This window comes from Rhodobacteraceae bacterium M385 (assembly GCA_025141835.1).
Lineage (GTDB): Bacteria > Pseudomonadota > Alphaproteobacteria > Rhodobacterales > Rhodobacteraceae > Gymnodinialimonas.
Map to the genome: position 1 here is coordinate 398215 of CP081102.1, position 22061 is coordinate 420275.

At 60.7% G+C, this 22061-nt stretch carries 26 protein-coding genes; 17 read left to right on the forward strand and 9 right to left on the reverse strand.

Going from position 1 to position 22061, the window contains the following annotated elements; translation table 11 throughout:
* Positions 1 to 13 precede the first annotated feature (13 nt).
* Complete coding sequence (locus K3728_01915) at positions 14 to 862, forward strand: mechanosensitive ion channel family protein (GenBank protein UWQ96025.1); 849 nt, start codon at positions 14 to 16, stop codon at positions 860 to 862.
* Between the two features lie 66 nt (positions 863 to 928).
* Here the strand turns inward: K3728_01915 and K3728_01920 are convergent, their stop codons facing one another.
* Positions 929 to 1417, reverse strand: a complete 489-nt coding sequence (locus K3728_01920) for a peroxiredoxin (GenBank protein UWQ96026.1) — start codon at positions 1415 to 1417, stop codon at positions 929 to 931.
* 81 nt (positions 1418 to 1498) lie between these two features.
* Between K3728_01920 and K3728_01925 the strand changes: the two genes are divergently transcribed.
* The 5 genes from K3728_01925 to yaaA all read left to right on the forward strand — a co-directional run bounded on the left by K3728_01925 (position 1499) and on the right by yaaA (position 6922).
* Positions 1499 to 2707, forward strand: coding sequence for an FAD-dependent oxidoreductase (locus tag K3728_01925; GenBank protein ID UWQ96027.1), 1209 nt, complete (start codon positions 1499 to 1501; stop codon positions 2705 to 2707).
* A gap of 10 nt (positions 2708 to 2717) precedes the next feature.
* Positions 2718 to 3278, forward strand: a complete 561-nt coding sequence (gene rsmD / locus K3728_01930; protein UWQ96028.1) for a 16S rRNA (guanine(966)-N(2))-methyltransferase RsmD — start codon at positions 2718 to 2720, stop codon at positions 3276 to 3278.
* A gap of 4 nt (positions 3279 to 3282) precedes the next feature.
* Positions 3283 to 3939: an HAD family phosphatase gene (locus tag K3728_01935; protein UWQ96029.1), complete on the forward strand. Its 657-nt coding sequence runs from the start codon at positions 3283 to 3285 to the stop codon at positions 3937 to 3939.
* Between the two features lie 103 nt (positions 3940 to 4042).
* Positions 4043 to 6100, forward strand: coding sequence for a DNA helicase RecQ (recQ, locus tag K3728_01940; GenBank protein UWQ96030.1), 2058 nt, complete (start codon positions 4043 to 4045; stop codon positions 6098 to 6100).
* A gap of 45 nt (positions 6101 to 6145) precedes the next feature.
* Entirely contained in the window at positions 6146 to 6922 is a 777-nt protein-coding gene (gene yaaA, locus K3728_01945; protein UWQ96031.1) for a peroxide stress protein YaaA, read from the forward strand.
* 75 nt (positions 6923 to 6997) lie between these two features.
* On the opposite strand, the gene K3728_01950 is transcribed toward yaaA, so the two are convergent.
* Complete coding sequence (locus K3728_01950) at positions 6998 to 7294, reverse strand: DUF1244 domain-containing protein (protein UWQ96032.1); 297 nt, start codon at positions 7292 to 7294, stop codon at positions 6998 to 7000.
* 22 nt (positions 7295 to 7316) lie between these two features.
* Complete coding sequence (locus tag K3728_01955; protein UWQ96033.1) at positions 7317 to 8054, reverse strand: N-formylglutamate amidohydrolase; 738 nt, start codon at positions 8052 to 8054, stop codon at positions 7317 to 7319.
* A 177-nt stretch (positions 8055 to 8231) separates the two neighbouring features.
* Between K3728_01955 and pyk the strand changes: the two genes are divergently transcribed.
* The 4 genes from pyk (at position 8232) to rplT (ending at position 10652) form a co-directional block, all read left to right on the forward strand.
* Positions 8232 to 9680, forward strand: coding sequence for a pyruvate kinase (pyk, locus tag K3728_01960; protein ID UWQ96034.1), 1449 nt, complete (start codon positions 8232 to 8234; stop codon positions 9678 to 9680).
* Positions 9677 to 9913: a hypothetical protein gene (locus tag K3728_01965; GenBank protein UWQ96035.1), complete on the forward strand. Its 237-nt coding sequence runs from the start codon at positions 9677 to 9679 to the stop codon at positions 9911 to 9913. Before pyk ends, K3728_01965 begins: the two co-directional genes overlap by 4 nt.
* Positions 9914 to 10079: 166 nt before the next feature.
* Complete coding sequence (gene rpmI, locus K3728_01970; protein ID UWQ96036.1) at positions 10080 to 10280, forward strand: 50S ribosomal protein L35; 201 nt, start codon at positions 10080 to 10082, stop codon at positions 10278 to 10280.
* A gap of 12 nt (positions 10281 to 10292) precedes the next feature.
* Positions 10293 to 10652, forward strand: a complete 360-nt coding sequence (gene rplT, locus K3728_01975) for a 50S ribosomal protein L20 (protein UWQ96037.1) — start codon at positions 10293 to 10295, stop codon at positions 10650 to 10652.
* A 117-nt stretch (positions 10653 to 10769) separates the two neighbouring features.
* Here rplT and K3728_01980 read toward each other — a convergent pair whose 3' ends face one another.
* Positions 10770 to 11225: a hypothetical protein gene (locus K3728_01980; GenBank protein UWQ96038.1), complete on the reverse strand. Its 456-nt coding sequence runs from the start codon at positions 11223 to 11225 to the stop codon at positions 10770 to 10772.
* Positions 11226 to 11243: 18 nt separating this feature from the next.
* Positions 11244 to 12074, reverse strand: coding sequence for an OmpA family protein (locus K3728_01985; protein UWQ96039.1), 831 nt, complete (start codon positions 12072 to 12074; stop codon positions 11244 to 11246).
* 554 nt (positions 12075 to 12628) lie between these two features.
* Here K3728_01985 and pheS point away from each other — a divergent pair.
* The 4 genes from pheS to K3728_02005 all read left to right on the forward strand — a co-directional run bounded on the left by pheS (position 12629) and on the right by K3728_02005 (position 17103).
* On the forward strand, positions 12629 to 13693 hold the full coding sequence (pheS, locus tag K3728_01990) for a phenylalanine--tRNA ligase subunit alpha (protein ID UWQ97411.1): 1065 nt from the start codon (positions 12629 to 12631) through the stop codon (positions 13691 to 13693).
* Between the two features lie 3 nt (positions 13694 to 13696).
* Positions 13697 to 14113, forward strand: coding sequence for a hypothetical protein (locus K3728_01995; protein UWQ96040.1), 417 nt, complete (start codon positions 13697 to 13699; stop codon positions 14111 to 14113).
* Positions 14114 to 14126: 13 nt separating this feature from the next.
* Entirely contained in the window at positions 14127 to 16529 is a 2403-nt protein-coding gene (gene pheT, locus K3728_02000) for a phenylalanine--tRNA ligase subunit beta (GenBank protein UWQ96041.1), read from the forward strand.
* Positions 16530 to 16653: 124 nt separating this feature from the next.
* Complete coding sequence (locus tag K3728_02005; protein ID UWQ96042.1) at positions 16654 to 17103, forward strand: YtoQ family protein; 450 nt, start codon at positions 16654 to 16656, stop codon at positions 17101 to 17103.
* Positions 17104 to 17166: 63 nt separating this feature from the next.
* On the opposite strand, the gene K3728_02010 is transcribed toward K3728_02005, so the two are convergent.
* Positions 17167 to 17868: a glutathione S-transferase N-terminal domain-containing protein gene (locus tag K3728_02010; GenBank protein ID UWQ96043.1), complete on the reverse strand. Its 702-nt coding sequence runs from the start codon at positions 17866 to 17868 to the stop codon at positions 17167 to 17169.
* Between the two features lie 156 nt (positions 17869 to 18024).
* Between K3728_02010 and mscL the strand changes: the two genes are divergently transcribed.
* Positions 18025 to 18459, forward strand: a complete 435-nt coding sequence (gene mscL, locus K3728_02015; protein ID UWQ96044.1) for a large conductance mechanosensitive channel protein MscL — start codon at positions 18025 to 18027, stop codon at positions 18457 to 18459.
* A gap of 57 nt (positions 18460 to 18516) precedes the next feature.
* Here mscL and ald read toward each other — a convergent pair whose 3' ends face one another.
* A complete protein-coding gene (ald, locus tag K3728_02020; protein UWQ96045.1) occupies positions 18517 to 19635 on the reverse strand; it encodes an alanine dehydrogenase in 1119 nt (372 codons plus the stop codon).
* Between the two features lie 121 nt (positions 19636 to 19756).
* Between ald and K3728_02025 the strand changes: the two genes are divergently transcribed.
* Positions 19757 to 20239 (forward strand): Lrp/AsnC family transcriptional regulator, encoded by a 483-nt coding sequence (locus tag K3728_02025; GenBank protein ID UWQ96046.1) that lies wholly within the window; start codon positions 19757 to 19759, stop codon positions 20237 to 20239.
* Positions 20240 to 20278: 39 nt separating this feature from the next.
* Here the strand turns inward: K3728_02025 and K3728_02030 are convergent, their stop codons facing one another.
* Together K3728_02030 and K3728_02035 are read right to left on the reverse strand one after the other, a co-directional pair.
* The gene (locus tag K3728_02030; GenBank protein ID UWQ96047.1) at positions 20279 to 20620 is read right to left on the reverse strand and encodes an AzlD domain-containing protein; all 342 of its coding nucleotides are present in this window, start codon (positions 20618 to 20620) and stop codon (positions 20279 to 20281) included.
* Entirely contained in the window at positions 20617 to 21342 is a 726-nt protein-coding gene (locus tag K3728_02035; GenBank protein ID UWQ96048.1) for an AzlC family ABC transporter permease, read from the reverse strand. Before K3728_02035 ends, K3728_02030 begins: the two co-directional genes overlap by 4 nt.
* A 53-nt stretch (positions 21343 to 21395) precedes the next feature.
* Here K3728_02035 and mobA point away from each other — a divergent pair, with 53 nt between their 5' ends.
* Positions 21396 to 21986 carry a molybdenum cofactor guanylyltransferase gene (gene mobA, locus K3728_02040; GenBank protein ID UWQ96049.1) on the forward strand — a complete coding sequence of 197 codons (591 nt, stop codon included), beginning with the start codon at positions 21396 to 21398 and terminating at the stop codon, positions 21984 to 21986.
* Positions 21987 to 22061: the final 75 nt, after the last annotated feature.

The following is a 22061-nucleotide window of genomic DNA, read 5'->3' on the forward strand; positions in this document are numbered from 1 at the left end:
ATAACGGAACGACATGACACTCGAAGACATCCTAAACTATGAAATCGCCGCAGATACGACCGTTGGCGATATCTTCACCATCGAATTTATGGCGAGCATCCTTGGCAATGTGGTGGCTGCCGTCGCGATCTTGCTGGTCGCGTTTTTTCTGGCCAGCTGGGTCAGGCGCCGCATCGCTGCCCTTGGGGAACGGCACGCGCACCTCGATATAACGCTATTCGCGTTTTTGGGGACGATGGCGCGCTATGTGATCCTGATATTCGCCGCGCTGTTTGTGCTGAATACGTTTGGTGTGCAGACAACCTCGGTGGTGGCGGCGTTGGGTGCGGCGGGCTTGGCCATTGGTCTGGCGCTGCAAGGCACCCTGTCGAACGTGGCGGCGGGGATCATGATTATCATGTTCCGCCCCATCAAGATTGGCGACTTTGTCGAGGTTGGCGGAGAATCCGGGACCGTTAAGAACATCTCACTCAACATGACCGAGCTGGCTTCGATCGGGAACGTGCAGGTCTTCGTGCCTAATTCCGACGTTTGGGGGAGTGAGATCAAGAATTACTCGGGCTACAGCACCCGTCGCGCGCAGTGGGAATTTGGCGTCGGCTACGGCGTGAACCTTGCCGATGCAGAAGCGATTATCCGCAAGGTTCTAAAGGCCGATCCCCGCACCCACGCCGAGCCCGCTCCATGGGTGCAGGTGAACAACCTCAATTCGTCCAGCGTGGATTTTTTGGTTCGTGCTTGGGTTAATCAGGGCGATTACTGGGACTATCAGGCCGATATCAAACGCAAGGTAAAAGAGGCGTTTGATGAGGGCGGGATCGACATTCCGTTCCCCACCCGGACGCTGGTTCAGGAAGGCTGACGCTGCTCGCCAACGCCCAAGAAAAGGCCCGCGCCAGATCAACTCTGACGCGGGCCTTTGTGTGTCTCAGATCGCGGCAAGAAGCGATTCACCGCCGGAGACCTCGCAAACGCCGGGGCCTTCTTCGACGTGTAGCACCTTTACGACACCGTCTTCCGCATAGAGCGCGTAGCGGCGGGACCGCTCGATCAGGCCCGCGGCTTCCGCCGTCCAGTTCATGCCGATGGCTTTGGTGAACTCAGTCGCCGCATCGCCAAGCATCGCGATACCCGCATCGGTCGCGCCGGTGTCTTTGCCCCAGGCATCCATCACGAAGGGATCGTTGACGGACAGGCAGATAACCTCGTCCACGCCTTTGGCTTTGAACCCATCCATCGACCGGATGAAGCTAGGCACATGGGCGGTAGAGCAAGTGCCGGTGTAAGCGCCCGGAAGGCCGAAGATCGCAACTTTGCGGCCCTTGGTCAGCGTGTCCATCTGAACTTGTTCGGGGCCTTCGGCGCCAAGGCGCAGAACGGTCGCATTGGGCAGAGTGTCGCCTGTGGAAAGTGTCATTAGTACGTCTCCCGTGGTTGAACGTTTCATGTCCTCGCATATAGGGTCTGCGGTGTTGAGGGCCAGCAGGGAAAAGACGTCATGGATAAGATTATCGTCATCGGGGCGGGGCAGGCGGGTGCGTCTTGCGTAGCGAAACTGCGTGCCGAAGGCTTTGACGGGGCGATTACGCTCATCGGTGATGAACCTGTGCCACCCTATCAACGTCCTCCGCTGTCCAAGGCTTATTTGCTTGGCGAAATGGCGCTAGAGCGGCTCTTTCTGCGGCCAGAGGCGTGGTATGCCGACAACGATATAACTCTGCGTTTGGGGGCCAGCGTGGACGCGATTGATGCGTCTGCCAAGACCGTGACGGTGGACGGCGAAGCGCTGCCTTATGATGCGCTGGTTCTTGCCACAGGCTCTACCCCGCGCCGCTTGCCTGCGGCCATTGGCGGGGATCTGGGCGGGGTCCATGTGGTGCGGACGCTGGCCGACGTCGATAAGATGGAGCCCGAGGTGACCGAGGGCCGCCGCGCCTTGATCGTGGGCGGCGGCTACATCGGCCTGGAGGCTGCCGCCGTGGCCCGCAAGCGCGGGATGGACGTGACCTTGATCGAGGCTTCGCCACGTATCCTTGGCCGTGTCGCGGCACCTGAAACCGCCGACTACTTCCGCGACCTTCACACCGCCCGCGGCGTGCGCATTCTGGAAGGCGTAGGGCTGGAAAGCCTGAGCGGCGACAATGGCCGCGTGGTCGGTGCGCGGCTCGCCAACGGCGAAGATATTCCCTGCGATCTGGTGATTGCCGGGATCGGCATTGTCCCCAATGATGGCCCCGCGCAGATGGCGGGCGTCACGCTGGATAACGGCATAGCCACCGACATTCAGGGTCGCACCTCGGACCCCAGTATTTGGGCTGCCGGCGATTGCGCCTCGCTTCCGTTCCGGGGCAACCGCATTCGGTTGGAAAGCGTTCAAAACGCGATTGATCAGGCCGAGGTGGTGGCCAAAAACATACTTGGTGCGAATGAAGATTACGTGCCGCACCCGTGGTTCTGGTCGGATCAATACGACGTGAAACTGCAAATCGGCGGGCTCAACACCGGGTACGACCGCGTGGTCGTGCGCGATGGCGGCACGATGCGGTCCCATTGGTATTACGCAGGTGACACGTTGCTGGCCGTCGATGCCATGAACGACCCTCGCGGCTACATGATTGGCAAGCGTTTGATCGAGGCCGGAAAATCTCCCGCCGCTGAGATTATTGCAGACCCCGAAAGCGACCTGAAACCGCTGTTAAAAGCATGAGAGCCGCACCATGAGGATCGTTGGCGGCCGTTTGCGCGGCAAGAAACTGGCCGATGTGGGCGCTGGCGATGCGGCGGCGCATCTGCGCCCCACCACGGACCGGGTGCGCGAAAGCCTGTTCAATCTGCTGACCAATGGCCGCAATGGCGATCTGGTGCGCGATGCCCGTGTGCTCGACCTGTTTGCGGGCACCGGCGCGTTGGGGTTGGAAGCGCTTAGCCGGGGCGCTGTGCAGGCAACCTTTGTAGATAGCGGCGCGGCCTCTCGGGCGCTTTTACGTGAAAACATTGCGCTGTGTTCCGCGCAGGGCATCACCAAGGTGTTCCGCACCGAGGTAGCCGATCTGGGGCCGGCCAAGGTGCCCGCCGATCTGGTGTTCCTCGACCCGCCCTATGGGCAGCGCTTGGGAGAGGCCGCGTTGGAAACCCTCCGGCAGACAGGCTGGCTCGCCCCCGGCGCAACGGTTGTTTGGGAGGAAAACGCCCCGCCGATCATTCCTGCGGGCTTCTTGCTGCTCGATCAGCGGCGTTACGGTGCCACAACAATCTCACTCCTGAAAAATGACAGGTAATTGAATGCCTCCTGAACTGGTTATTTTCGATTGCGATGGCGTTCTGGTGGATAGCGAGCCGCTGTCGAACCAGACCATCACTGATGCGCTCGCTGACATGGGGATTCAGATGCCACTGGCCGAGGTCATGGGCATGTTCGTGGGCAAAAGCATGACCCAAGTGGCCGCCTCCGTGCGCGCCATGGGGGCGGCCATGCCGGGCACGGACCGCGAATGGATCGACAGCATTTATGCCACCACCTACGCCCGTTTACGCGAAGGCGTGGACCCGATCCCCGGCGTAGTGTCGGTGCTGGATGCGCTTGATGCGGCGGGGGTGCCGTATTGCGTCGCGTCCAACGGATCAGATGAGAAAATGGACATCACCCTGGGCAACACCGGTATGGCGCAACGGTTTAAGGGCAAACGCTTTTCGGCCCACACCCTAGGGGTGTCTAAACCGGACCCGGAGTTGTTTTTCATCGCCGCCAAATACATGGGCGTCGCGCCGGGACGGGCCGTGGTGATCGAAGACAGCGGCGCAGGCGCATTGGGGGCGCAACGGGCCGGAATGCGCTGTTTCGGCTATGCTCCTGAAGGGGGCAGTGCGCTGGAAGAGGTCGGCGCACAGGTCTTCCGTTCCATGGATGATCTACCAGCCCTGCTCGGATTGGCCGAGTAATCCACAATATCTTGCCGCTCCGGGTCTTGTTTACCGAATCTCAATATGGGACGTTCAGCCTGAACCGAGCATTTATATAAAAACCGACAGGCTGCCCCTAACGATGTTGGTCGAACACCCCGACACATGCGCTCTTCTGAAAGCCACCTTCGGCTTTGATGATTTCCGCCCCGGTCAGGCAGAGATCGTAGAGGCTGTGGCATCGGGCAAGGATGTGTTGGCGATCATGCCCACGGGTGGTGGTAAATCCCTTTGCTTTCAACTGCCTGCGCTGATGCGCGACGGCGTGACTGTGGTGATCTCTCCGTTGATCGCCCTGATGCGCGACCAAGTGCGGGGCTTGCGCGAAGCAGGGGTTGAGGCGGGCGCTTTGACGTCCGGAAACACGCCCGAGGAAACCGATGCCGTATGGGCGGGACTAGAGGCCGGAACGCTGAAGCTCCTGTACCTCGCGCCGGAACGGCTGGCGTCGTCGGGCACCGAGCGGATGTTGTCACGGGCAGGCGTGTCGATGATCGCCGTGGATGAGGCCCATTGCGTCAGCCAATGGGGGCACGATTTCCGCCCTGATTACCTGCGTTTGGGCGCGTTGCGCCGCGCCCTCAACGTGCCGCTGGCCGCTTTCACAGCCACCGCCGATGCCGAAACCCGAGCCGAGATTTGCGAGCGTCTTTTTGACGCCGCGCCGGACGTTTTCCTGCACGGGTTTGACCGCCCCAACCTGACGTTGGCGTTCGAGGTCAAGAACCAGCCGCGCCAACAGATCCTGTCCTTCGCCGCCGCCCGAAAGGGGCAGTCGGGCATCGTCTATTGCGGCACCCGCGCCAAGACAGAAACGCTGGCCAAAGCGCTGCGCGACGAAGGCCACAGCGCCTGCCACTACCACGGTGGGATGGAGGCTGAGGATCGCCGCATCGTCGAGACTCGCTTTAACCAAGAAGATGGGTTGATCGTCTGCGCGACCGTGGCCTTCGGGATGGGCGTCGATAAGCCCGATATCCGTTGGGTCGCCCACGCCGATTTGCCCAAGTCGATCGAGGGCTATTATCAGGAAATCGGCCGCGCGGGCCGTGATGGCGCCCCTGCCGACACGCTGACGCTTTACGGCCCCGACGACATCCGTTTCCGCCGTCAGCAGGTGGACGAAGGCCTCGCCCCGCCGGAACGCAAAACCGCCGATCACGCCCGCCTCAACGCGCTGCTTGGCTTGGCTGAAGCGCAGGGATGCCGCCGCAAGGTGTTGCTGTCCTACTTCGGCGATGCGTCCGAGGATTGCGGCAATTGCGACCTCTGCGCCAAGCCACCCGAGCTGTTCGATGCCTCGGTTGCCGTGCAAAAGGCGCTGTCGGTGATGCTGCGCACAGGCGAATATTTCGGGGCGGGCCACCTGATTGATGTGCTGCTCGGGGTGCAGAACGACAAGATTACACAGCGCGGCCATGATCGCCTGTCCACCTACGGCATCGGCACCGAGTTCGACAAGCGCGGCTGGCAGGCCGTGTTCCGCCAGATGATGGGCCGCGACCTTGTGCGCCCCGATCCAGAACGGCACGGTGCCTTCCGCATGACCCAGGCCGCCCGCCCGATTTTGCGCGGCGAGGAAAGCATCACCCTGCGCAAAGACACCATCGCCAAGGCCCCCCGCCGCCCCGCCGTGAAGATGCTGGTGTCCGAGGAAGACGCGCCGCTAATGTCTGCTCTCAAAGCCAAACGGCGCGCGCTGGCCGAGGATGCCCGCGTGCCTGCCTATGTGATCTTCACCGATAAAACCCTGATCGAGATGGCCGAAAAACGCCCCGCAACCCTCGATGACATGGCCCGCATATCCGGTGTCGGGGCCACCAAGTTGGACCGCTACGGCACCGCGTTTCTACAGGTCATCACCGGCGACGCCCCCGAACCCGTCCACCCCGCCCGGCGCGCCCTTGCGGGCCGCGACGCGGGCGATGTGTTTGATCGTCTGATGGAGGTCCAACAAGACCTGATGCGCGGCGACGATGGGGCGGGCAAATACCTGTCGGTAAACCACTCCACCCTGCGCAAAATAGCCGAGCGTAAGCCTGCCTCTGTCCATGACCTCTCGCGCATCGCGGGTATGGGGGAAAAACAAATCGACCGCTTTGGGGATGCCTTCCTCGATGTGCTCCGAGAGGCTGGATAAAAGCCGTCCTCCGCCTATATCTAAAGCTCCAAAGGAGACCCGCCCATGCTCACCGTGATTTCCCCCGCCAAGCGCCTCGATTGGGCGGCGCGTGACGTGCAGACAACCACGCCCGATTTCATGGATGACGCCGTGACTTTGGCGCGTGCCGCGAAGCGCCTCAGCCAAGCGGACCTGCGCAAACTGATGGACATCAGCGCCGATCTCGCGAAACTCAACGCCGACCGTTTCAAAGCGTTCGAGACCGATGCCGAGGAAACCCGCCCTGCCGCTCTGGCCTTCGCGGGTGATACCTACACGGGGCTAGAGGCCACGAGCCTCGACGCTGATACGCTCACCTACGCCCAAGACCACCTGCGCATCCTGTCCGGCCTCTACGGCCTGCTGCGCCCGCTCGATGCGATCAAGCCCTACCGGCTGGAAATGGGCAGCCGCCTGAAAACCCGTAAAGGCCCCTCTCTCTATGCCTACTGGGGTCCCCGCTTGTCCGAGGCGCTGTACGCTCAAGCCCAAGCCGTGCAAACCGACACGCTTATCAACTGCGCCTCGGTGGAATATTTCTCTGCGGTCGATGAAAAAGCTCTCAAGCTCAACATCATCACCCCGCAATTCTACGAGGAAAAACCCGGCGGCCCCAAAATCGTCAGCTTCTTCGCCAAAAAAGCCCGTGGCGCGATGGCGCGTTTCATTCAGGAACGCCGCCTCAACGCCGCTTCCCAAATTCTCGAATTTGATACGGGCGGCTACACCCATGTCCCCGAACTCAGCACCGCAAATAGGCCCGCCTTCCTGCGCACAGAAGCGGCCCAGAAAGCCGCCTGAGCGCACCCGCTCCTTCATCTTGGCTTTACAACTCTCAGGGGGTCCGGGGGATGAAATCCCCCGCCGTTCCCGCCTTCAGTGATCGGGCTTGTTCACCTCAAACGCCGCCTTTTGCGCATCAGTGGCGTCGAGCTGGTACTTCGCTTTCCACTCGGCAAAGGGCATCCCGTACACAATTTCCCTGGCCGCATCCTTATCCATCTCGACGCCGCGCTCTGCGGCCTCTTCCTGGTACCAACGGCTCAGGCAGTTCCGGCAAAACCCCGTCAGGTTCATCATGTCGATGTTCTGCACATCCTTGCGGCTGTCCAGATGCGCCAACAGGCGGCGGAAGGCGGCGGCTTCTAGCTCGGTGGTGGTAGGCTCGCTCATATCATCACTCCTGTTCTTTCCGTCATAGATCAGCACTGCGCACGGTGGCTTCAAGATGCGCGGCCAAACGCGCGCCCCATGCGACCTGATCTTCTTCTTTTTCAATCAGATCGTTACGCACTTCGATCAACACATGCACATGCCCCGTTTTCACAGCGTGGCGGTCCAACGCGTCGCCGGGCAGATGGCCGACGTAGGGCTCATTGTCGCCCACGCACAGGTCATCCTCGTCGCGCAGCCGCGCCAGAAACGGATAGGCCAGCCGCGTGTCGCTCGCGTAAAGCACCGCCACGTGCCAGGGCCGCGGTTCGCGCCCGCGTAGTTGCGGTGTGAAGCTGTGGATCGACACGATCAAAGGCTTATCGCGTGCGGCAATTACTTCTGTCAGTGCCGCGTGATAGGGGCGATGAAATCGATCTAGGCGCCGCTCTAACTCCGTCTCAGATGCACCGCGATTGGCGGGAATGATTGAGCCGTCGTAGATTTGCATCAAAAGCGTTGGATCATTTTCGCCCCGGTTCGGGTCGATCACCAACCGAGAAAACCGCGATGCCACGACAGGGGCGGACAGCGCCTCACCCATCGCCTTCGCCACGCCCAATGCGCCCACATCATAGGCGATGTGACGGGCCATATCTTCGGGCGGAAGGCCAAGATCGCCGCCTGCCACGTCGTCGGGCACCCGATTGCTGGCGTGGTCGCAGGTCACAACCCACCGCCCGCCGTGTTCTGCGCCGAAAATCTCCACTGCGTCCGTCATTCAATCTTCATCCAAACTTGCGAGACCCCACGGGTAAAACGGACTGCGGCCAAACGCCAGCGCTCTGCCCGGTTGTTTGAAGCTGCGTTTTGCGTCAATACGGGGCAACGGCGCGAATGATAGCGCAAACATCGCCTGATAAATGGCGATCAACGTACGATAGAGGACGAAAGAGCCATGAAACGCGACCGTAACGTCAAGATTGTAGCAACCCTTGGCCCTGCGTCAGATGACTACAAGATGATCCGTGCCTTGCACGAGGCGGGCGCAGACGTGTTCCGCCTGAACATGTCTCACGGCGATCATTCGGAAATTGCAGTCCGTCACGGGATCATCCGTCAGATCGAAGCGGATCTGGGCCAGCCCATCGCCATCCTTGCGGACCTTCAGGGCCCCAAGCTGCGCGTCGGCGTCTTCGACAATGACGAAGGCTATGATCTTGAGGTTGGCGGATCGTTCCGCATGGACCTTGATGATACGCCCGGCGACGCGACCCGTGTGCAGCTTCCCCATACCGAGATTTTCGCCGCCCTGGAGCCGGGTGCGCATCTGCTCATCAACGACGGCAAGATTCGCGTGAAAGTCGTCAAGTGCGGCAAAGATTTCGCCGATTGCGAAGTTATCGCGGGCGGGCGGATTTCCAACCGCAAGGGCGTGAACGTGCCTGACGTGGTGCTGCCTCTGGCGGCTCTGTCCGAGAAGGACCGCAAAGACCTCGAATTTGTGTGCGAATTGGGCGTCGATTGGCTGGCGCTGTCGTTCGTGCAGCGCAAGGAAGACGTGGAAGAGGCGCGCAGCCTCGCCAAAGGCCGTGCGGCGATCCTGTCGAAGATCGAGAAACCCTCGGCGGTGAAAAACTTTGACGAAATCCTTGATGCTTCTGACGGCATCATGGTTGCTCGTGGCGATCTGGGGGTAGAGCTTCCGGTTCAGAACGTGCCGCCGATCCAGAAACGTCTGGTGCGCAAATGCCGCCACGCGGCCAAGCCGGTGATCGTGGCGACACAGATGCTGGAAAGCATGATTGAATCGCCTATGCCCACTCGCGCCGAAGTCTCGGACGTGGCGGCCGCGATCTATGAAGGCGCTGACGCCATCATGCTCAGCGCCGAATCCGCCGCAGGCGATTTCCCGATCGAGGCCGTGACCACGATGAACAACGTGGCGGTTGAGGTCGAGAATGACACCACCTACCGCGAAGTGATTGAGGCCAGCCGTGGCGGCGAGAAAGAGACAGTGGCAGACGCTATCGTGTCCGCCGCCCGTGAAATCGCTGAAACGACGAACATTAAATTGATCTGTTGCTTCTCGGAATCCGGCTCCACCGCGGCGCTGACAGCGCGTGAGCGTCCCAATGTGCCAATCCTTGCCCTGACATCGCGGCAAGCTACTGCACGGCGGATGTGCCTGACCTGGGGCTGCCATTGCGTGAAAGTCGGCACCGTTGGCCGCTTTAAGGAAGCGGTCATCAACGCGGTGCGTGCGGCTACTTCTGAGGGGTTGGCCGAGAAGGACGACCAGATCGTTGTGACAGCGGGCGTGCCTTTCGGGCAATCGGGCTCCACCAACATCCTGCGAATCGCCCCTTGTGATGAGCGTCTGATTTTCGCGTCCGAGCTGGAATGACTGTTCCCGTCAGCGCAGATATTCTTCTGGTGATTGCAACCTTGGTCGGGATCTTGTCGCTCTCGTCCATCGTTGCGGCCTGGACGATGAAGCGCTGGCCGTTTGTGGCGTTGACCTCGTTTGCGATCGCCATTGGCCTTGGCGTCTATGTGCATATGAACGAGCCGGACGGCTTGCAGGCGGTGGATATCCCCAACGCCTTTATCACCGTCGCGGCACGGGTGCTGAACTAGGCCAGATCTGCGAGTGTGGCGAAAAAGTTGATTTCGCCCCTGGCAGAAGGCTTTTGTCTTGCACGAAAGCGGACTTCGTCCTAAATGACCGCTTCCTACGGTGCGTCCGGCCACAAACGGCATGCCGACGCGCGCCTGAACCACTCGAACAAGACAGGAGTTGGAAATGCCGAAGATGAAGACAAAGTCGAGCGCGAAGAAGCGCTTTAAAGTGACGGGCACCGGTAAGGTGATGGCCGCGCAAGCTGGTAAACAGCACGGGATGATCAAGCGGACGAACAAGTTTCTTCGTAACGCACGTGGGATGAGCGAACTCTCCGCTCCTGACACCAAGATCGCCAAATCCTACATGCCATACGACCGCTAAGGAGGCCCGGATATGTCCCGTACCAAAGGTGGAACCGTCACTCATCGTCGCCACAAGAAAGTCATCGACGCAGCCAAAGGTTATTATGGCGCGCGCTCGACGAACTTCCGCACTGCGACACAGGCCGTCGATAAGGCGAACCAATACGCAACACGTGACCGGAAGGCCCGCAAGCGCCAATTCCGTGCGCTGTGGATCCAGCGGATCAACGCCGCCGTGCGTTCCCACGACGAAGCGCTGACATACTCGCGCTTCATCAACGGTCTGGCGAAAGCCGGTATCGAGGTGGACCGTAAGGTTCTGGCCGATCTGGCCGTGCACGAGCCCGATGCGTTCGGCGCAATCGTAGATCAGGCGAAGGCAGCGCTTTAAGCGCTTCCCTCTCTGAGGAAAGACAAAAACCCCGCGGCACCGACAAGGCGCCGCGGGGTTTTTCTTTGTGATCTTGGTAGTGGCGGCGGCCGCTTTCACGGCACGCCGGACTTATCGTTAGGCGATCGCGCGGCTCATCTGCTCCAGTCCTCGGCGCTGTGCCACGGGGGCAACGTCTTGGTCGCCGGCACGGTCAAAGTCGCTTGCGCCTTGGACGCGCTGCACAAAGGCTTCCGCCTGTTGCTGTGTTGTGGCTTCGCTAACCGACGCGCTTGCGGCTTGCAGATCAATGTCGCTGGTTGGATAGCCTTCAAACAATGCGCCTTCGTAACGGCCGACCCGTTCCCGGGTGCGGGTGAGGTCTTCGTTCAGCGTCGCCACTTCAACTTCCAGACGGGCCACATCTTTGTGGGCCTGCTTTGCGTCCCGTTGGGACCGGGCAAGGCGGGCTTGGTAGGCCATGACGCGGTTTGCGATCGTGGCGGTGAAATGGGCGCGGGCAAGAAGGTAGCCGCCAACGCCAGCCGAGCTAATCAACAGAAGGACCAGCAGCAAGTTCATGAATACGGGCATGGTTCGTTACCTTTCAGGTTACTGGCGCAGGGCCACGACGGCGAATTCGACGCGGCGGCTTAGGGCTTCGGCTTGCTCGGCGGGCGTGTCTGCCAGAAGTTGGCGAGACCCGAAGCCGATGGGCTCATAATAAGTGGTGTCGTGACCTGCGGCGCTAATCGCCTCGATCACCGATTCAGCGCGTTCCCAAGACAGCAGGAGGTTCTGCGTCTCATCCCCGGTGGCGTCGGAGTGGCCCCGCACCATGACCCGGATGCCCGAGCACGATGCCACGCCTTCCGCGAAGGAATAGGCGGCGTCCATGTCTTCCGACGCTGCATTGGTGGACCCTGCCGAAAAGCGAACCGACAGACGATCAGCGGCGCCTTGCAGGTTCTCGCGGCAAATCTCGGCCTGCGCTTCGGTCAGAACGGGGCGTGCTGCGGCACGGCGTTCTTCGCGGCCCGTCGCTGCATCAACAGAGAGGGAGGTGAATACCAGTTCTTCTTCCTCGGGCGCGTCCTCGGACAACTCCAAAGCGGCTTCCAGAACCGGCGGCAGTTCTTGCGCGGCCACGTTGGCTACGTCTTCCACCACGGGGGCCGCTTGCAGGGCAACGGCGGGCTGGATTACGGCGACAGGCGCCACGGGGGCAACTGGGCTAAGGGCGGCCATCGGACGCGGCGTTTGCCCCGTCGCAAGGAAGCCACCGGCCACACCGGAGACGGTGAACAGGCCTGCTGCCAACAACACCGACGGTGTCGCGACCAGTTTACGATAATGATCTGCACGACGCGATGCGTGGGCCAAACGTTGGCCGGCGTCGTCGTGTTCCATGTCTTGCTGCATGCGTTTTCTAAAGATCGCCATCAAACATACTCCGTTTGTGTAGACGACGCGCCTAAGAGCGTTGCGCCGTCTGGATACGCTACGGATACACGGGTGAAAGGTGTTGATATGGCGACCCAGCCGCACCGAAGTGCGCGTGTTCGGCGCTGTCCCGCACCGACAATTCCCACAAGGGGAGCCAAGCATCGAGGGATCACCCTCGAGTGTCTAGAGACCAACATGCTCACGTGTACCTGCCCAATATTTGCCGGTGCTTTGTTGCCCGACTTGGGGTGGAAACTGAGGCTAAGCCCCATTTCAGTCAATGATTTGACACGGTTACGTCTGATGAGACCGCCTATCTGTTGCAGGAATGCCTCCTTGTGTCTGCTCGCGACCCTGGCACAAGTGCCATTATTTCTATTTTAAATCAGATATTTGCTTTGGGGGTATACAGGTCGATTTGTTCCCAAAGTACCCTTTGGAAGAATGTGGCGGGAATAAGGCACGCCCCAGCCGCCAGCTTGCATTCCCGCCGCCCCCCGCTTAGGGATTTTCCCAGAAATCTGAGGCAGGAGCGCGGAAAAATGGACGGCTTGGACGACTTGCGAAGCAGCTGGATTGGCCGCATCGGTGGGGCCACGGATGAGGCAACCCTAGAGGAATTTCGCGTCGCGGCCCTTGGCAAGAAGGGTGAGATCTCTCTCAAAATGCGAGAGCTCGGCAAAATGACGCCCGAGGAACGGCAGGTTGCTGGCCCGGCGCTCAATGCCCTGAAGGATGAGGTTAACGCCGCCATCGTGGCGAAGAAGGCGGGCCTAGCCGACGCCGCGCTGGACGCGCGCCTGAAAGCCGAATGGCTGGACGTGACGCTGCCCGCCCGTCCCCAGCGCCAAGGCACCATCCACCCTGTGTCTCAGGTCATGGAAGAAGTCACCGCGATCTTCGCAGATATGGGCTTCTCGGTCGCGGAAGGCCCGCAGATCGAAACCGACTTCTACAACTTCGACGCGCTCAACATCCCCGGCCACCACCCCGCGCGGGCCGAGATGGACACGTTCTACACTCACCGGGCCGAGGGCGATAACCGCCCGCCCCACGTGCTGCGCACCCACACCAGCCCCGTGCAGATCCGCTACATGCAGGAACACGGCGCGCCGTGCCGCATCATCTCACCGGGTCGTGTCTACCGCGCCGATTACGACCAGACCCACACGCCGATGTTCCATCAGGTGGAAGGGTTGGTGTTGGGCAAAGACATCTCTATGGCGAACCTGAAATGGGTGCTGGAGGAGTTCTATTCCGCCTTCTTCGGCGTTCAGGTCAAAACCCGCTTCCGCGCGTCCCACTTCCCGTTTGTGGAGCCGGGCGCCGAGGTCGATATTCAGTGCAGCTTTGAGGGCGGCACGGTGAAGGTCGGCGAGGGCGACGATTGGCTAGAGATTTTGGGAAGCGGCATGGTCCACCCGCATGTGTTGAAAGCGGGTGGCATCGACCCGAACGAATTCCAAGGCTTCGCGTTTGGGATGGGTATCGACCGGATTGCGATGCTGAAATACGGCATCCCGGATTTGCGGGACTTTTTCGCAAGCGACCTGCGGTGGTTGCGCCACTACGGGTTCGGCGCGCTGCAGGTGCCGACGACGCACGCGGGGGTTTGAGGGGTGCTGGACGCCACCTACGCCTCACTTCTTTTGCCCTTTCTCGGCACGCTTACTGGCGGCGCCATTCCTGTCATTCTTGGTTTCGTATTTTACAGAGGTCAGAAGAAAGTTGATCGAGAGGAGCAGCTTCACGCGGAGCGGCGTGAAGTTTATCGTAGTCATCTGTCGAATCTAGGTGCTCTTTCTCTCGAAGCGTTCGGTGCCGAGCATGGCGACGATCCTGTAATCAAAAGAGAAACTCATCTGAGCTACACAAACTCGAGATCGCTGCTGGTTCTTTACGCCAACAATGACATCGCCGATTTAGAGGACCGTGCTTTCAAATATGCGATGTCGCCGAAAGAAGTGCCTCGCAACGCCTTTATTGAAGCACGATCTGACTTGGTCAAAGCGATGAAAAAACACCTCGGAACATAGGTCACAATTCAAAATGAAATTCACCCTCTCCTGGCTGAAAGATCACCTCGACACTGAGGCGACTGTCACTGAAATCACCGATGCCCTCACGGACCTCGGGCTTGAGGTCGAAGGCGTGGAGGACCGCGCGGCGGCCTTGGCGAATTTCACCATCGCCCATATCCAATCGGCCGAGCAGCACCCCGACGCGGATCGTCTGCGCATTTGTCAGGTGGAAACTGACGAAGGTGTGCAACAGATCATCTGCGGCGCGCCCAACGCGCGGGCGGGGATCAACGTGGTGCTGGCCAAACCCGGCGATTATATCCCCGGCCTCGATATCACCATCGGCGTGGGCAAAATCCGCGGCGTGGAAAGCTTCGGGATGATGGCCTCGGAAAAAGAGCTGCTGCTGAGCGATGAGCATAACGGCATTATCGAGTTGGAGAACGCCAAGGTCGGGCAGAAGTTCGTCGATTGGCTGGCCGAGAATGACCCGGCCAAGGTCGATCCGGTGATCGAGATTGCGATCACGCCGAACCGTCAAGACGCCCTTGGCGTGCGCGGGATTGCCCGCGATCTGTCCGCGCGCGGTGTTGGCACGTTGAAGCCTAGTGACCCGGTCGAAGTGGCGGGCACGTTCCCGTCGCCCATAACGGTGACAATTGACGAAGACACGTTGGAGAGTGCGCCGCATTTCACCGGGCGATTGATTAAGGGCGTGAAGAACGGCCCCAGCCCCGCATGGCTGCAAGACCGCCTGCGGGCGATTGGTCTGCGTCCGATTTCGGCCCTTGTGGATATCACCAACTATTTCACCTTCGATCAAAACCGGCCCTTGCACGTGTTCGATGCCGACAAGGTCTCGGGCAATTTGCGGGTGCATAAGGCTGCGGGCGGCGAAGAGATCGTGGCGCTGGATGACAAAAGCTACACGCTTGGCGCAGGTCAGATGGTGATCAGCGACGATAACGGCGTGGAAAGCATCGCGGGCATCATGGGCGGGGCCGAGACAGGCTGCACTGAAGGGACGGTGAACGTCTTCCTTGAAAGCGCATGGTGGGACCCGGTGGCGATCGCCTACACGGGCCGCGCGCTGAAGATTAACTCGGATGCGCGGTACCGGTTTGAGCGTGGGGCAGACCCTGAATACACGCGTCCCGGCCTACATGCGGCAACGCAGATGGTGTTGGACCTGTGCGGCGGAGAAGCCTCGGAAGTGGTGGAAGCGGGTGCCGCGCTGGATACGGCACGCAGCTACACTTTGCGCCCGGACCGGGTGAAATCACTGGTCGGCATGGAAGTGGCGATCGAGGAGCAGGCGCGGATTTTAACGGCCTTGGGCTTTGGCGTATCGGGAAGTGATGTGCTGGAAGTCGCCGTCCCAAGTTGGCGACGCGATGTCCACGGAGAGCCTGATCTGGTCGAGGAAGTGGCCCGCGTCACGTCTCTGTCACAGCTGGAGCCACAGCCCCTGCCGCGCGAGCCCGGCGTGCCAGCGCCCGTATTGACCCCGATGCAAAAGCGCGAACGTGCGGCGCGGCGGACGATTGCGGCGCTCGGCTATAATGAGTGCGTGACCTATTCGTTCATCGACAAGGCCAGCGCAGAGCTGTTTGATGGCGGCTCGGACGGGGTGATGCTGGAGAACCCGATTTCATCTGAGATGTCGCACATGCGGCCCGCGGTTCTGCCCGGCCTGTTGCAGGCAGCGGCCCGCAACCAAGCGCGGGGTCGGATGGACATGGCCCTGTTCGAGGTTGGCGCCGCGTTCCAAGGCGGAGAGCCCGGAGAGCAGCACTTGGTCGCGACAGGTCTGTTGGTCGGCCACACTGGCCCCCGCGACCCCCACGGTGCGCGACGCGCGGTGGATGTGTTTGACGTGAAAGCCGATGCCGAGGCGGTTCTGTCCGCCATCGGGGCGCCCGCCAAAGCGCAGATTTTGCGTGGCGCGGGGGCGCAGTGGCATCCGGGTCGCCACGGGATGATTTGCCTTGGTCCAAAGAAGGTGCTGGCGGTTTACGGGGAAATCCACCCAAAGGTGCTGGACGCGATGGGCGTTAAAGGCCCGGCAATGGCGTTCTCGATCTATCCTGAGGCCGTGCCGATGCCACGCAGCACCAATGCAAGCCGAGGTGCAGTGACGATGTCGGATCTGCAAACGGTAGAACGCGACTTTGCGTTTGTCGTGCCCGCTGATGTGGCCGCTTTGGACGTGGTGAATGCGGCTGCGGGAGCAGATAAGGCGCTGATTGCCGACGTGAGCGTGTTTGACGAATTCATCGGCGGATCGCTTGGGGAGGGCAATAAATCCATCGCCATCGCCGTTCGGATGCAACCGAAGGACAAGACGCTGACCGAGGAAGAAATCGACGCCGCTGCGGACAAGGTCGTGGCGAAGGTTTCTAAAGCCGTGGGCGGCGTGCTGCGCGGGTGAATTAGACGGTGCTGCTTTAGGCGTCACGGGCGTGCAAATTTTCGTACAAAAATTTGGGGGTCTTAGGCGGCGCGTTTGGGGCGGCGGAGTTTGAGTTGTATTGGCCAAGATGAAGGAGCGAGGCATGGCGCTTAAAGTCTATTTGTCGGGTGAGATACACACCGATTGGAGAGAGAGGATCGTGACGGGCGCGGAAGGGCTGGACGTGACGTTTTCGGGCCCGGTGACGGATCATGGGGCGAGCGACGATTGCGGCGTGGCGATTTTGGGGGAGGAGCCGGACAAGTATTGGCACGACCACAAGGGAGCCAAGGTGAATGCTATTCGAACGCGCCACGGGATTGAGACGGCCGATGTGGTCGTTGTTCGGTTTGGCGAAAAGTACAAGCAATGGAACGCGGCGTTTGACGCGGGATATGCCAGTGCGCTGGGGAAGCCCGTAATCGTTTTGTCGATGCCCGAACATCAGCACGCGTTGAAAGAGGTTCATGCAGCGGCGATGGCTACTGCCGAAGAGCCGGAGCAGGTTGTGCAGATATTGCGCTATGTCTTGACGGGTGCTTTGCCGGGATAGCTATGGGGCGGTGTTTTGGTTTCGGGGCGCGCGGGAGGTGATCCGCGCGCCCTTTTTTTGGTGTCAGCCTTCGCGTGGCGGTGTCACCCGGCCCACTTTAACGGCTTCGCGGGCGTGGAAGCGATCCAGGTAGGCGGGCAGGTGGGTAAGGTCGTTCCAGCCGACGGCGTCTTGGGTGCCGTAAAATTCCAGCGCGGCCAACCAAGGGGCGATTGCGATATCGGCGATGGAGAACTCGCCCGCGATCCAATCCCGGTCTGCCAGTTGCTTTTCGAGCACAGCGAGGAGGCGTTTGGCCTCGACCACGAAGCGTTCCTTTGGGCGAGGGTCTTCGATTTCGGCACCGGCAAACTTGGAGAAGTACCCCAGTTGGCCGAGCATGGGGCCCAAGCCGCCCATCTGGAACATCACCCATTTGATGATCTCGTATTTCTGCGCCGCGTTGGTGCCAAGCAGTTTGCCTGATTTCTCGGCCAGGTAGATCAGGATCGCACCGGATTCCCAAAGCTCTAGCGGGGTGCCATCGGGCCCGTTGGGGTCGATGATGGCGGGGATCTTGTTATTGGGGTTCAGGGCAAGGAACGCCTCGCTGCGCACATCGGCATCAGACAGGGTGACGCGGTGCGCCTCGTAGGGGAGGCCCATTTCTTCCAGTGCGATGGAGACCTTCACCCCATTGGGTGTGGGGAAGGAATAAAGTTGGATCACGGACGGATCTTTAGCGGGCCAGCGGGTATTGATCGGGTGGTCGGTGATAGAAGTCATCGAAATTCACTCTCCATATATGCAACTTCTTGCAGATATGTCCCCTTGTTTGTTAACGCCACCCCAGCGATTGTACGGTCGCGAGAGGGAGAGCTGTGCGCAAGCGCACGAACAACATCCCTTGCGAACAGGAACGAACTAGGTTGGGACAACCACATGATTAACGAATTCAAGGATTTCATTGCCAAGGGCAATGTGATGGACATGGCCGTCGGTATCATCATCGGCGCGGCATTCACGGCGATTGTCACCTCTTTGGTGGGCGATCTTATTAACCCGATCATCGGCCTCGTGTCGGGCGGTGTTGATTTCACCAACAACTACGCTGTTCTGGCGGGTGAAGTGCCTGCGGGCGCATCGCTTGAAGCTGCGCGTGAAGCTGGCGCATCGATCTTCGCTTATGGTGCCTTCATCATGGCTGTGATCAACTTCCTGATCATCGCGTTTGTGGTGTTCCTGCTGGTGAAGATGGTGAACCGCGTTAAAGACGCAGCCGCCAAGGAAGAGCAGGCAGTGCCAGAAGCTCCTAAGGGTCCGACCCAGGAAGAGCTTCTGATTGAGATTCGCGACGCGCTGCAAGCACGCGGCTAAGGTATCGCACATTGTGTGAGAGGGGCCGGGGCAGAGATGCCTCGGCCCTTTTTGTTGCTAGCCTTTGATCGCCAAGGACGGCGACAATACATCAAGACCTAAGGCCACGCCGACGGGGTAATTTGTCAGTTTGCCTTCGTGGGTGTTGAGCCCTTCCAGCAGGTGCGGATCATCGGCGCAGGCTTGCTTCCACCCTTTGTCGGCCAAGGCCAGCATGAAGGGCATCGTGGCATTGCCAAGGGCCAGCGTAGAGGTACGGGCCACGGCGCCGGGCATATTGGCAACGCAGTAGTGGACGACGCCGTCTACCTCATAAATTGGGTCTTGGTGGGTTGTGGCTTTGGAGGTCTCGAAGCAGCCCCCTTGGTCGATCGCCACGTCCACGATCACCGCACCGGGTTTCATCGTGGAGAGCTGCGCCTTGGTGACCAGTTTCGGGGCGGCGGCACCGGGAATCAAGACCGCGCCGATCACCATATCAGCACGCGTAATCAGGTCGGCCGTAGCATCGGCGCTGGCGTAACGGGTTTTGAATGTACCGCGATAGGCGTCATCGAGGTAGCGCAGGCGAGGGAGAGAGCGATCAAGAATGGTCACATCCGCTCCCATGCCAGCGGCCACACGGGCGGCTTGTGTCCCCACAACGCCGCCGCCGATCACCAGAACCTCGGCCGGGCCCACGCCGGGGACGCCGCCCATCAATACGCCCCGTCCGCCGTTCGCTTTTTGCAGCGCCCACGACCCGACCTGAGGGGCCAACCGCCCGGCGACTTCGGACATGGGGGCCAGCAGGGGCAGGCCTCCGTTGCGGTCCGTCACCGTTTCATACGCAATCGCGGTGACACCGCTTTTCAGCAGGTCAGCGGTTTGTTCGGGGTCAGGGGCAAGATGCAGGTAGGTGAACAGGATCTGACCCTTGCGCAGCATGGCGCGTTCCACCGCTTGCGGTTCTTTCACCTTCACAACCAAGTCGGCGTTGGCGAAAATCTCTTCGGCGGTGGCGGCGATCTGCGCACCCGCCGTGACGTAGTCGTCATCGGTGAAGCCTGCACCAAGGCCCGCGCCCGACTGCATTGTGACAAGATGGCCGTGGCTTACGGCCTCACGGGCGGCAGCGGGGGTAATCCCGACGCGAAATTCCTGAGGTTTGATTTCCGTGGGGCAACCGATGTGCATGTGCTGTTCCTCCCAAAACAAGCTTTTCTGGGTGGAGACTGCGCCTGTCGCGTTGGAATTGCTTTGAAACTTTGCCCGAATGTGAGCGATAACACGCAAGAAGCTTGCAAAAAGGGCGCCTATGGCACGAGGAATCACCAAAGAGGTCGAGTTGGACGACATGGATGTCGCAATTCTGAGGGCATTGCAGCGACAAGGCCGGATGACCCACGCGGAATTGTCGGAACGGGTGAACCTGTCGCCCTCGGCCTGCCACCGCCGGGTGCAGCGGTTAGAGGCCTCGGGCGTGATCCGAGACTACGTGGCATTGCTGTCCCCCCGCGCCGTGGGCCGTGTCACAACGGTGTTTGTCGAGATCAAGTTGCAAGGGCAGTCGGACGAGACCTTTGACGCTTTCGAGAAGGCAGTGGCACGGGTTGAAGACGTGTTGGAATGTCATCTGATGGCGGGGTCTGCCGACTATATGCTGAAGGTCGTTGCCCGGGATTCCGAGGATTTCGCCCGCATCCACCGCCAGCACTTGGCCCGGCTTCCCGGCGTGGCGCAGATGCAATCGAGTTTCGCGCTAAAGACGGTGTTCAAGACAACAGCGTTGCCCGTGTAAACCGCACCCACGTAGACCGGGCCTTGGCCCGGGGGGCGCTTATAAAACCGCCCGCACCACCAGAAACGCCGCCATGCCAGCGGCCACCGCCCAAATCGGGCTTCTGCGCCAGTAGCCGATCCCCATCGCGGCAATCGCTCCGACAAGGTGCGGCGCACTCAGCGCGCCACCGGTAGAGCCGGGCCAAACCACAAGCGGCGTCACAAGGGCGGGCAGGATCGCCACGGGCGTATAGCGCAGGTGGCGCAGAAGCCATTCGGGAAGCTCTCGGTCGCCAATCAGGCCTAGAAACGATAGGCGAATGGTGAAGGTGGCCACGCCAAGGATGGCAATGATCAGCCAGATTTCTCCGGCGCTCCAGTTGCTGAGTTCTGGGGTCATCTTGGGCCCATCCTGCGTTCTACTTCCGCGCCGACGATCATGGCGCCGATGCCCGCGGGCATTAGCCCAAGGTTGTATGGCAGCCCGGCAAAGGCCAGCGCCAGCACCACCGAAGCCCCTGCCGCTGCGATATGGGCGGGGGTGCGAAGGGCTGGGGCAACCAGGGCGATGAAGGTGACGGGGACTGCAAACTCTAGCCCCCAATCGGTGGATATGGACTGGCCCAACAAAGCGCCGATCAGCGTCATCACATACCAAACCGGCACGATGGGCACACAGGTGCCAAAGAAATATAGCACCTTCTGAGGCAATGACATTTCCGGTTCGGCCTCGTACTTCAGCATCGAGACCGCATAGGTCTGGTCGATGTTCATGTAGCCGATCAGCGCCCTCTGCCACAGGGGGGCGGCCCCCAGGTGGGGCGCAAGGGACGCGGAATACATTGCCATGCGTAGGTTCACGGCAACCGCTGACAAGATCACGATCGCCGTCGGCGCATCGTCCAACATCAGTTGCAGGGCTGCGAATTGCGCCGCACCTGCGATGATGACCACAGAGAACCCCATGACCTGTAGCAGGTCCAAACCGGCCTCGGTCGCGATGACACCGAACAACATCCCGAAAGGTCCCGCCACAAACATAAACGGTCCGCAGTCGCGGACACCGCGCCAGAACGCGCTGCGCATTTTTGGGGCCGGAATCGAGGTGGTGTCAGTCGCCATGGTACGCCAGAATGTCAGATGGATGGCCTATCGGTAGACCTGCGGAGGGGTGGATGCAATCAGGTGGCGCAAATATCTCTGCCGTGGTTCTGGCCGGCGGTCAGGGGCGGCGCATCGGCGGCGGCAAGGCCCATGTGCTTTTGGCGCAGAAGCCTATGTGGCGGCATGTGGCGGAACGCATCGCGCCGCAGGTGAATGCCTTGGCCATAAACGCGCCTGAGCCCTTCGATGATTATCCTATCGTCACGGACTCTTTACCCGGCCTCGGCCCGCTGAGCGGTGTTCTTGCGGCGATGCATTGGGCGCAGAGCCAAGGGGCCGCGCGGGTGTTGACCGTTGCCGTCGATACGCCTTTCTTGCCTTCCGACCTGGGCAAGCGGTTGAGTGCAGCCATGGCACCCATCGTGATGGCCCGAACCGCCGACGGCGTGCATGGGACAACGGCGTTGTGGGATGTGTCCTTGGCTCACGATCTGGAGGCGTTCTTGCGGGGGGGCGGCCGCAAGGTCACCGCTTGGGCAATGGGACACCAAGTGGCCCATGTGGATTTCGCCGACGCCCGCCCGCCAATGTTTTTCAACGTGAACACGCCCGAGGATTTGGCGCAGGCTGAGGCCTGGATTGCGGAGGCTCTCGCGCATTGATCCGAATGTAGGAGCTGAGGCACGAAAAAGCCCCACCGCTCGGGCATTCGAGCAGCGGGGCTGAGAACTTGTTTT